Source organism: Novosphingobium sp. KN65.2 (assembly GCF_001368935.1).
Classification (GTDB): Bacteria; Pseudomonadota; Alphaproteobacteria; order Sphingomonadales; family Sphingomonadaceae; genus Novosphingobium; species Novosphingobium mathurense.
In genome coordinates this window covers 1-10,990 of the sequence record NZ_CCBH010000163.1, presented here as the reverse complement: position 1 = coordinate 10,990, position 10,990 = coordinate 1, and the positions used below count along the sequence as shown (strand labels likewise).

10 protein-coding genes are annotated in these 10,990 nt (G+C 60.9%); 5 read left to right on the top strand and 5 right to left on the bottom strand.

Annotation, left to right across the window (positions count from 1 at the left end; all coding sequences use genetic code 11):
- Positions 1-33: 33 nt before the first annotated feature.
- The 4 genes from SPHV1_RS14855 to SPHV1_RS14840 form a co-directional block, all read right to left on the bottom strand.
- Positions 34-450 (bottom strand): thioesterase family protein, encoded by a 417-nt coding sequence (locus tag SPHV1_RS14855; RefSeq protein ID WP_054946818.1) that lies wholly within the window; start codon positions 448-450, stop codon positions 34-36.
- Between the two features lie 11 nt (positions 451-461).
- The gene (locus SPHV1_RS14850) at positions 462-914 is read right to left on the bottom strand and encodes a MarR family winged helix-turn-helix transcriptional regulator (protein WP_079730763.1); all 453 of its coding nucleotides are present in this window, start codon (positions 912-914) and stop codon (positions 462-464) included.
- Between the two features lie 118 nt (positions 915-1,032).
- Positions 1,033-3,354: a bifunctional salicylyl-CoA 5-hydroxylase/oxidoreductase gene (locus SPHV1_RS14845; RefSeq protein WP_054946816.1), complete on the bottom strand. Its 2,322-nt coding sequence runs from the start codon at positions 3,352-3,354 to the stop codon at positions 1,033-1,035.
- 92 nt (positions 3,355-3,446) lie between these two features.
- Complete coding sequence (locus SPHV1_RS14840) at positions 3,447-3,911, bottom strand: MarR family winged helix-turn-helix transcriptional regulator (RefSeq protein ID WP_054946815.1); 465 nt, start codon at positions 3,909-3,911, stop codon at positions 3,447-3,449.
- A gap of 103 nt (positions 3,912-4,014) precedes the next feature.
- Here SPHV1_RS14840 and SPHV1_RS14835 point away from each other — a divergent pair, with 103 nt between their 5' ends.
- The 4 genes from SPHV1_RS14835 to SPHV1_RS14820 all read left to right on the top strand — a co-directional run bounded on the left by SPHV1_RS14835 (position 4,015) and on the right by SPHV1_RS14820 (position 9,577).
- On the top strand, positions 4,015-4,788 hold the full coding sequence (locus SPHV1_RS14835; RefSeq protein ID WP_054946814.1) for a cyclase family protein: 774 nt from the start codon (positions 4,015-4,017) through the stop codon (positions 4,786-4,788).
- Between the two features lie 6 nt (positions 4,789-4,794).
- Positions 4,795-6,939: an indolepyruvate ferredoxin oxidoreductase subunit alpha gene (locus tag SPHV1_RS14830; RefSeq protein ID WP_054946813.1), complete on the top strand. Its 2,145-nt coding sequence runs from the start codon at positions 4,795-4,797 to the stop codon at positions 6,937-6,939.
- Between the two features lie 133 nt (positions 6,940-7,072).
- The gene (locus tag SPHV1_RS14825; protein ID WP_054946812.1) at positions 7,073-8,548 is read left to right on the top strand and encodes an indolepyruvate oxidoreductase subunit beta family protein; all 1,476 of its coding nucleotides are present in this window, start codon (positions 7,073-7,075) and stop codon (positions 8,546-8,548) included.
- A 555-nt stretch (positions 8,549-9,103) separates the two neighbouring features.
- Positions 9,104-9,577 carry a hypothetical protein gene (locus SPHV1_RS14820; protein WP_156367358.1) on the top strand — a complete coding sequence of 158 codons (474 nt, stop codon included), beginning with the start codon at positions 9,104-9,106 and terminating at the stop codon, positions 9,575-9,577.
- A 65-nt stretch (positions 9,578-9,642) separates the two neighbouring features.
- Here SPHV1_RS14820 and SPHV1_RS14815 read toward each other — a convergent pair whose 3' ends face one another.
- Positions 9,643-10,194, bottom strand: coding sequence for a DNA-3-methyladenine glycosylase I (locus SPHV1_RS14815; RefSeq protein ID WP_082431022.1), 552 nt, complete (start codon positions 10,192-10,194; stop codon positions 9,643-9,645).
- A 285-nt stretch (positions 10,195-10,479) separates the two neighbouring features.
- Here SPHV1_RS14815 and SPHV1_RS14810 point away from each other — a divergent pair.
- Positions 10,480-10,990 (top strand): rod shape-determining protein (locus SPHV1_RS14810; RefSeq protein WP_197277733.1); only part of this gene is annotated, 511 nt, incomplete at its 3' end.

Here is a 10,990-nt window from a genome sequence, read left to right as displayed (position 1 = left end):
CCTTTGTCTCGTGCCACGTTAGCCAGGATGGATTCAGTCGGCCGGAACCAGCCCGCTGTCGATAGCCGTACGCACCCCTGCGGGCCATTCGGTGGGGCGGTGGTTGGTAAGATCCATGCAGACCAGAACGACCTGCGCGCGTAACCGGACACGTCCTTCGCCCGCAAAAACCACGCGAATGGTGCAACTTGTGCGGCCAAGGTTAATCGGGTCGATGGTAATATCAAGATGGTCGCCCAAACGGCTTGGAGAAATGAATTCGGTCTCCAGCTTGACCGTCGGCACGCCGATCTGATGGCCCAGGTGCATGGTCGCGAAGTCCATTCCCAGGTCCTGCGCGAACCAGTCCTCGACTGCACCGTTCAGCATTTCGAAATAGCGGGGATAGAAGACGATTCCCGCCGGGTCGACGTCTGCGAAGCGCACTTGCGCGGTGGTGGTAAAGGGCATCGGGTGCGGTCCTAGCGAATGGATGACTTGAGCTGGGTCAGCAGAGCGAGCAGTTGTTGCTGATTCTCTTCGGAAAAATCTGCGAGTGCTTCGCGGACCCATCCGTGATGTGCCTCTGCCAGAACGCGAAACTGGTCGCAGCCTTTTGGTGTCAGCGAGACGATCGCGGAACGCCTGTCCTCGGGGTCCGGTTGCGAATTGACCAGACCCTGATCGAGCAACTGGCGAACGATGGCCGTGACGTTGCCATTGGAGACCAGAAGGGCACGGGACAACTCGCCCATCCGCATGCCTTCCCGGGCGCGATCGAGCGTCGCCATGATGTCGAACCGGGGCAGCGTGGTTCCGAACTGGTCTTCAAAATTCCGACGAAGTCGCTTCTCGATCATCTTGGCACAATCAAGCAAGCGGATCCAAACGCGCAGATCCAGTGTGCTTTCAGGTCTGGTCTTATCCTTTTCCATAGGCGCCATGGCTCCTTATTCTCATAAGGCGCTCATAGTGAATGGTGCCGGGATGTCCATTCCTGCAAGCATAAAGTATTTTGCGTCCTTCCGGGGCGGTCTGGAAGGTTGCCAAACTTCAGGCCCGCGCGCCTTCCGCCTGCTGTCTCGCCGTGCGGAGCGCAAGGACATGGCCTGGCTTGTAAGGACCGGGCACGGGATGTTCCTCATAGCCAGCCGAAGTCGCTGCCCGCAGCGTCCACACAGGATCGAACAAGTGGGTACGACCGAGTGCGACAAGATCGGCCCGCCCTGCGGTGAGGATCGAGTTGACCTGGTCCGCATCGACAATGTTGCCGACAGCAATAGTCGGGATTCCCGCCTCGTTGCGGATCTGGTCGGCAAAGGGCGTCTGGAACATGCGACCGAAGACCGGGCGCGCTTCCGGCGCCGTTTCGCCGGCAGAGACGTCGACGATATCGACACCCGCGCTGCGCAGAAGCGTGGCAATTTCCACTGCTTCCGTTGGCGTTATGCCGGCTGCTCCGACCCAGTCATTGGCCGAGATGCGCACGGCCAGCGGCTTTTCCTGTGGCCAGATGGCGCGCACCGCTTCGATTACCCGCAGCGGGAAGCGCATGCGATTCTCAAAGCTGCCGCCAAACTCGTCACTGCGTTTGTTCATGACTGGCGTAATGAAACTGGACAGCAGATTGCCGTGGCCAGCCTGGATCTCCAGCATGTCGAAGCCAGCCTCGTCCGCACGTACGGTGGCGTCGACGAATTGCCGCATGATCTCGTCCATGCCTCCCGCATCCAGCGCCTTTGGCACCAGGCCACCCTGTCGCCAGGGGTCTGCGCTGGCTGACACGATCGACCAGGGTTCGTCCATGGCTTGGTCGTACCCCTCGTTCTCGACAGGAACCTTGCAGGCTGCACGTGCGCCGGCATGACCGATCTGTGCGCAAGTCTTGCCTGCCGAATGCTGGTGCGCGAAGGAATTGATCGCGGCCCAGCGTTCAACGTGAGCGTCGTCCCACAGGCCAGGGCAAGCTGGGGTCGTGCGCCCTTGCGGACTGACCGCCAGCATTTCCGTAATTACAAGACCTGCGCCGCCCAGTGCTCGAGAGCCGTAATGGATCGAGTGGAAGTCGTTCGCGAAGCCGCCTTCATCAGCCGAATATGTGAGCATGGCGGGTACCACCACACGGTTTGGCACCGTCATGCCCCTGAGCGTAAACGGCGTGAACATGGGCTGGACCGGGACATTGCGGTTCTGGTTGCCCGACCAGAACCAACGCTCCAGTCCTTCGAGCCAATCGCGATCGCGCAGACGCAGGTTTTCGTGGCTGACGCGCTGCGATCGGGTCATCAGCGAATAGGCGAACTGCGGAAGGTCAAAACCGAGGTAGCGATCCAAAGTCTCGAACCATTCGGTGGAGTTGCGGGCCGAGTTCTGGATTTTGAGGACCTCGACATGGCGCTCCTGCTGATACTCGGCGAGCGCAACGGCCAGTTCCTCGCGTGCGGCGGTGCCTCCTTGTTTGATCTTGGGCCGGTCGAGAACCTGCGCCAGCTTGATGGCGTCTTCCAGGGCCAGTTTGGTACCCGATCCGATCGAGAAATGAGCGGTATGTGCCGCATCGCCCAACAGGACGACATTGTCGAAGGACCACTGGCGGCAAAGCACCCGCCGGAAGTTGATCCAGGCTGCCGATCCGCGCAAGTGCGTGGCGTTGGAAATGAGAGGATGGCCATCGAGGTGGCGGGCGAAGATCTTTTCGCACAGGGCGATGGACTCAGCCTGTTCCATCCGATCGAAGCCGAGCCCCTTCCACGTTTCCGGAGAGCATTCGACGATAAAGGTCGAATGCGTTTCGTCGAAGCGATAGGCGTGCGCCCAGATCCAGCCCGCATGGGTTTTCTCGAATATGAAAGCGAAGGCTTCAAACAGTTTCGTGGTGCCCAGCCACGAGAACTTGTTGCGCCTTACTTGGATGTCGACGTCGAACTTGTCCTCATATGCGGTACGCACCATGGAGTTGATGCCGTCTGCCGCCACGATCAGGTCGAAATCCGCAAACTTCGAGAGGTCCGCGTCGAACTGGGTCTCGAAGTGCATCACGACGCCAAGTTCGTGCGCGCGCGCCTGCAGTATCTGGAGAAGGTGCTTGCGGCCGATGCCGATGAAACCGTGACCTGACGACGTGACCGTGTTTTCACCCACGGTGACATCGACGTCGTCCCAGTGCGCGAAGCTGTCGGCAATGGTCGCGGCACTGACGCCATCGTTGGCCTGCAGGTTGGTAAGTGTCTGGTCGGAAAATACTACGCCCCAGCCAAACGTGTCACCCGAACGATTGCGCTCAAAGACGTGGATGTCATGAGAAGGGTCACGCAGCTTCATCGAGATCGCGAAATAGATGCCGGCTGGTCCGCCGCCTAGACAGGCAATGCGCATAGTGTTCTCCTGATTTGCTTCAGGCTTAAACTATTATAGTTGCACATGCAAGTTGTATGAGCTGGAGCCCATCAGGAAATCTGTGCCTGAGCCTAGTCGAGGTTGTCGTAGAGCCGTCCGAGCAGGTCGAGCAACATGGAGAAGTCCCCGGCCGAGAAGCCGCGGATGATCTTTTCGTACAGTGGCGAGGTTACCTCGCGCGCAGCGGCCAATTTCTCGCGCCCGTCATCGGTCAGGGCAATCTCGGTCACGCGTCCGTCCGTTTCGCTGGGTGCCGTAACAATGAGGCCGGCCTTCGTCATGCGCTCAACGATGCGCATCATGGTGGACAGATTGATAACCGCCGACTTTGCCACCTGTCCGATCGCCAGGGGTTCATGTTCGCCCAGAATCATGATCACGCGCCAGGTGGGTATGTCCAGGCCGATGCCGCGCAGGTCCGACTCGATGACCACGTTGTATCGGCTTGCAGCCCGATTGAGCAGATAGAAGGGATAGGCGTCGAGGCGAAAGTCTTCTGAACCCGGGTTCCCGAAAGGCCGCAAATCCTCGCTCATCCTTAACTCCTGAGGCGGTAGACGCCTATTTTGACATTTTAGTTGCATATGCAACTTAATAGGATACTCTCGCATCTAATGGTCCAACAGGAGGTCCAAGTCCATGACAGACATACTTGCCACTTTTGCGCAGGCTCTTGCAGCCGGTGACATCACCGTTGTCGATCTGACCCAGACTTTAAGCGAAGACACGCCCTTGTTGGTCCTGCCCGATCCATTTGGCCAGACCGCCGCGTTCTCGCGCCAGGAGATATCGCGCTACGACGAGCGCGGCGTGGCATGGCACTGGAACAACTTCACGGTCGGCGAACATACGGGCACGCATTTCGATGCGCCGGTGCACTGGGTGACGGGCAAGGACCTGCCCGACAACACTGTCGACAAGGTGCCGCCAGACAAGCTGGTCGCGCCGGCAGTCGTGCTCGATTTCTCCGCGCAGTGTGCCGCGAACCCGGACTTCCTCCTCAAGGCGGAGCATATCAAGGAATGGGAAGCCGAGCACGGCGACATTCCGGCTGGCGCCTGGGTTCTGTTCCGTACCGACTGGTCGAAGCGGGACGTCGATGGCTATACCAATCGTCGTGACGACGGCGCGCATACGCCTGGCCCGGACGCAGATGCGATCCAGTATCTGCTCGAGCGCGACGTGCTTGGCCTTGGGGTCGAAACGATCGGTACAGACGCAGGTCAGGCGCACCTGCTCGATCCCATGTACCCGGCCCACACGCTGTTGCACGGTGCCGGCAAGTATGGTCTCCAGTGCCTCGAGAACCTCGACAAGTTGCCCGCTACCGGTGCGATCGTGATCGCTTCGCCGCTTAAGATTCGCGGTGGTTCGGGCAGCCCTCTTCGCGTCCTGGCGCTCGTTTCGGAGTAGGGTCAGATGGCGGAACGTTCATTCAAGAAGGAAGTGACGAAGCTCACGGCCGGTGCAGGAGAGACCTTTACAGGTGAGGGCATCCTGGCCGTTACCAAGGGGCTCCTGCAATCGGGTGTTGCCTATGTGGGCGGGTACCAAGGCTCACCGATCAGCCATCTGATGGACGTTTTCGCCGACGCCAACGACTTGCTTGAGAGCTTGGGTGTGCATTTCGAAGCGAGCGCTTCGGAGGCGACGGCCGCTGCGATGCTGGCGGCTTCGGTGAACTACCCCTTGCGCGGCGCGGTTGCATGGAAGTCGGTCGTCGGCACCAACGTCGCGTCGGACGCGCTATCCAACGTCGCCTCGGGCGGCGTTACGGGCGGTGCGCTGGTGATCGTGGGCGAAGACTACGGCGAAGGTTCCTCGATCATGCAGGAGCGCACCCATGCTTTCGCAATGAAGTCGCAGATGTGGCTGATCGATCCGCGGCCAAATCTGCCGAGCATCGTCGAGTCGGTGGAACGGGGCTTTCGCCTGTCCGAAGCTTCGAACACACCGGTCATGCTTCAGCTGCGGGTTCGTTCTTGCCACATGACGGGTTCTTTCGTGGTCAAGGACAATGTGCGCCCACCGCTTACAGTGGGCGAGGCCGCGGCCGCGCCGACGCGAGACCTCGACCGTATCGTGCTTCCTCCTGCCAACTTCCTGCATGAAGTCGAGAAGATCGAGAAGCGTTGGCCGGCAGGCATCGCATATGTACGCGATAACAAGCTCAATGAATGGTTCGGCCCTGGGGAGACCGACGAAGGCATCGGGCTGATCGTTCAGGGCGGGCTTTACAACAACCTCAACCGGGCGATGGAGTTGCTCGGACTGGCAGATGCCTACGGGGTCAGCAAGCTGCCGATCTACTGCCTCAACGTGGTCTATCCGATCATCCCGGAGGAAGTCGCCGACTTCTGCAGGAACAAGCGCGCAGTCTTGATCCTTGAAGAGGGTCAGCCCGAGTTCATCGAGCATGAACTCAATACGCTGGTGCGCCGCGCGGGCCTCGATACCCGTGTTGTCGGCAAGGATGTGCTTCCGCGCTCTGGCGAATACACGGCCGACGTCATACGCAAGGGTCTGGCCAAGTTCCTTGCCAAGGAAGCGCCGGCGCTTGCGCCAGAACTGGAAGCCGCCAACCCCTTGCCGGCGCCGGTTGCGAAGGAGATCCCCCAGCGTCCGGCAGGCTTCTGCACCGGCTGCCCGGAGCGTCCGATCTTCACGGCCATGAAGCTGGTGGAACGCGAGTTGGGCCCCACGCACGTTTCGGCAGACATCGGCTGCCACCTGTTCTCGATCTTGCCGCCGTTCAACATCGGCAATACGACCATGGGCTACGGCCTCGGTGCGGCAGGTGCCTCGGCCTTCAAGCCGAAGGATGGCAAGGGTTCCAAGCGCTCGATCGCGATCATGGGGGACGGCGGGTTCTGGCACAATGGCCTGACCTCGGGCATCGGCAATGCGGTGTTCAACAAGGACGACACCGTCACCGTCATCATCGATAACGGCTATTCGGCAGCCACAGGCGGGCAGGATATTCTCTCGTCACGCGCGGATAACGCCAACCGGGTAACGAAGAACCCGATCTCGAAGGCTGTGCGCGGCGTGGGTGCGCGTTGGGTTCGAGAGACGCATCGGACGTATGACGTACCGGCAATGCGCGACATGTTGCGCGAGGCACTGACCACCCCGGAAAAGGGCCCCAAGGTCATTGTCGCCCAGTCGGAATGCATGCTGAATAAGCAACGCCGCGAAAAGAAGCAGAAAGCGGCGGATCTGCGTGCCGGCAACCGCGTGATCCGCGAACGTTTTGGCGTCGACAGCGATACCTGTACCGGCGATCACAGCTGCATCCGCCTTTCTGGCTGCCCCTCGTTGACGATCAAACCCAACCCGGACCCTTTGCGGCAGGACCCTGTAGCTCATGTGGAGAATTCGTGTGTGGGTTGCGGGCTTTGCGGAGAAGTCAGCCATGCGGCGGTACTGTGTCCGAGCTTCTACCGTGCACGCATCGTGGCCAATCCGGGGCGCTTCGAGCGTATCAAGGCGAAGATCAGCGGCGCGATCATCGGCCGCTGGCAGGCGAACGTTGAACGCGGTCGGGCTGCACGGGCTTTCTGAGGTTTCATGCCTTCCCGATCTTGCATTGGGGAAGGCACTGGCGAAGCCGCCGGCGACGAGGGAGCGGTTCCCAACCCGCTCCCTCCAGTCGCCCGGCCGCCGGGAAATGACAATGTGACGAGGGACAAACGCGATGACACTTAATGCCGCAGCAACGTCCGAGCGCCTGACTATCGCCATCCTCGCCCTTGGTGGACAGGGCGGCGGGGTTCTGGCTGATTGGATTCAGGAAGTCGCCCGCGCTGAAGGCTGGCTGGCACAGGGTACCTCGGTTCCCGGGGTCGCACAGCGTACCGGCTCGACAGTCTATTATGTCGAACTGGCGAAGCCGGACGGTTCGGGCCGCCTGCCGGTCATGGCGCAGATGCCGATGCCGGGTGACGTTGACGTGGTGGTCGCCTCTGAACTGATGGAAACCGGGCGCGCGCTGCTGCGCGGGTTCTCGACTGCGCAGCGCACCACACTGATCGGATCGACGCATCGCATCTATGCCATTGGCGAGAAGCAGGCGATGGGTGATGGGCGCGGCAACGGTGAGAAGATACTCGAGGCTGCGCATCAGCGCTCCAAGCGGTTCATCGGCTTCGACATGGAAGCAGCGACCGATCGTTCGGGGAGCGTGATCAGTGCGGTCATGTTCGGTGCGCTGGCGGGAAGCGGAGCGCTGCCGTTCCCTACCGAAACCTTCCACGCCGCGATCGAACACAGCGGTATCGCTGTGAAAAGCAATCTCAAGGGCTTTCAGGAAGGCTTCGATCTGGCCCAGCAGCCGGTCGCAATGCCTGATGAGACGGTCCATGCAGTGCCTGTGCCGACCACCGTGCAGGGCCGCGCCCTGGCTGACCGCATTACCGCATCCTTGCCTGAAGCGGCGCAAGCGAACGCCGTGCATGGGGTAGCGAAGTTGATGGACTATCAGGACGGTTCCTATGCTTCGCTATATCTCGATCGTCTGGAACGGATCAGTGCGCTGGACGCCGCACCGTTTGAGCTGACTGCGGAGGCCGCACGCCATCTTGCGCTCTGGATGAGCTATGAGGACCCGATCCGGGTCGCCGACCTGAAGACCCGTGGTAGCCGGCTTGACCGTGTGCGCGGCGAAGTGAAGGCACAGGACGATCAGTTGCTGTCCATCACGGAATTCATGCACCCACGCTTGCAGGAAGTCTGCGAAACGCTGCCTGCAGGCATTGGTCGGAGAATTCTTGGGAGCAAGGTGCTTTCTGGTTTCCTCGGGCGTTTCTTTACCGAAGGGCGCCATGTCGAAACGACAAGCCTGCGCTGGTTCCTCGCACTGCGTCTGGTGGCCGCGATGCGCACGTGGCGTCCGCGTTCATTACGCTATCACGAAGAGCAGGAGCGGATCGAGCGATGGCTCGGTTTGATCGGCAGCGAGGCACAAAGAGATTGCGCCGTCGCGTTGGAACTCGTGCGTTGTCAGCGTCTGATCAAGGGCTACGGCGAGACATTCGAGCGCGGTCTGCGCAATTATGAGCGCATCATCGCCGAGCACCGTCACCAGCCTCGCGACGCTGCGGAGATCCGCCGACTTCGCGATCTGGCACTGGCCGATGACAAGTCGTCCTCGCTGATGGAGGCGATTGGCTAGGAGAAGGCAAGCCTCCGGGCATTTCCGGGCCGGATCTGCGCGACTTCGGGAGGAAGTGCCACCTGTCGCGGGAGCAGACTGGCCGTATGGCAGATTTGCATCGCCTGCATGTTGCTGCGAGGGAGGCAGGCCTACATCTTCAGAGCAGTTGACCTCGAGCACGGGCTACTTACATCTCCCTGCGGCGGTTTGCCGCCGGAGAGGATCAAGAAGGCTTGAAGGAGGCAATTGAATGTCCCTCACCCGTGCGCAACATCCTTTTGAATTTACACCACGGCCTCAACCAGAACCTGAAGTGAAGCAGGCGATCCTGGCTTCCTGGGCGACCAGGTCATCCATGTGGAACGGATCCCCGAACAGGGGACAGGGGTCTGGTTCGAAGCCCAACGCATGAAATTTGGTGTCTGGGTCACGCCAGTCGCTCTTGCCTTGCGCAATGCCCGGTAAGGCGCCTTAGAGCTCAGGATAGATCGCTCGTCGCCTCAAACCCTGGAAGCATTTCGGGGAGTTTGACTGACTTGACATGCGCGTGGGCGTAACGGGAAGATGGCGAGCATGAGATCCCGCAATCGATCCGGAAACATCGGCGCATTTCTGGGGGCAAACGCCTGGTCGGTCGCCGTTCTGGTCATGCTGACGGCTTGTGGATCCGCAGAAGAAGCTCGACAGCCTGACGCTAAGCCGACCGGCTACACCATCCTTAAGGCCGATCTCTATGCGGCAAGCCCGGCGGACATTTGCCGAGCCAGGGATGCTGCATTTCTCAATGCCCTTGTCCAACGCGTAAGCGCGGCGCTTCCACCCGGCACTTCATCGTTCGACTTCGTCGAATTTCGTGCTGACGTTCCGGCCAATGGGAAGGCGGCGTCGGCGCTGCTGCGCTTTCGGACGAATGGGACCGATGGCGCTGCAGTCACGATGTATGCGGTCGCACCTTTCGATCCGCAGACCTGCGCGGTCGGCCCATTTTCGGGAGGTGTCGGTCAAGGTCCCGACGATCCGGGAGCCAGCGTAACGTTCAGGGAATAGGGCAGGTGAGCCGCCGAACGGGCTCCGGTGGATAGCATGGTGATACCCGGAGCGTGCCATGCCCGTCAGGCACGTCGGAAGCAGCCGGGTTCGTGATCGTCGACCATCCCTACGGCCTGCATGAAGGCATAGGCAATCGTCGGTCCGACGAACTTGAAGCCTTCGGCCTTGAGCGCCTTGGACAGCGCTGCGGAGGCCTGGGTGCTGGCGGGGATGTTCGTGCCGTCGTTGACCTGCGTCTCTCCGCCTACGAACGACCAGACGAATTGCGAGAAGTCGCGGCCTTCCTCGTTCATGCGCAGGTACGCTCTGGCATTGCCGATGGTGGCTTCGATCTTGGCGCGCGCGCGGATTATGCCTTCGTCCTGCATCAGGGCTTCGATCTTGTCCGTGTCGTAAACTGCGATCGTCGCGGGATCGAAACCGTCGAAGGCCCGGCGAAAGCCGTCGCGCCGGTGCAGGATCGTTCGCCAGGAGAGCCCGGCCTGAAAGCCCTCAAGGACAAGCATTTCCCAAAGGAGGCGAGGATCGCGGACCGGGATGCCCCATTCGGCATCGTGATACTCTGCCATTACGGGATCGCCTTGCGCCCAGGCGCAGCGGGAAACGGACGTCAAACCGTCACCTCTTCCCTGTCCATACGCTTCTGCTTCATGCAACGCTCCAATGTCTGCAATGGTCCATGCAGGCAGCCTAGGCGATTCCCCGCTCGGCGGATAGGAGCCTCGACCTGCCGCGGTCTTTGCCGCGCCTGCACCAGCCACAGGCCAGCCATCGCATGAAACTGGCAGTCGAACGCACGGGCGGTTGACGCCGTGCCCGGGCGCTCACACGCGCCGTCCGGTCAAGGCGGCGCGGATCGACAACGCGCAATAAGCTACCTGTAGGGTCCGGATTTCAGAATGCGATTACCGCGCTTATTCAATTTTGCTTCTCACGACATGGCGATCGATCTTGGGACGGTGAACACGCTTGTGTACGTTCGCGATCGGGGCATCGTTCTGAACGAACCCTCGGTTGTCGCGCTAGAGACGCTGGGCGGCATCCCGCGGGTACGGGCAATCGGCAGCGATGCCAAACTGATGATGGGCAAGACGCCTGACAATGTGTCGACCATCCGGCCCCTTCGCGGGGGTGTGATCGCCGACATCGACGTGGCCGAACTGATGATCAAGTATTTCATCGACAAGGCGCACGACGGGCCAAGCCGTCTGCCGCGCCGGCCCGAAATCGCGATCTGCGTGCCTTCCGGGTCGACGCCGGTGGAGCGTCGGGCCATTCAACATGCGGCAAGCCAGGCGGGCGCTTCCAAGGTCTGGTTCATCGAGGAATCGATGGCGGCCGCAATTGGCGCAGGCATGCCCGTGACCGAACCGGTCGGCGCGATGGTCGTCGATATCGGCGGGGGGGGGG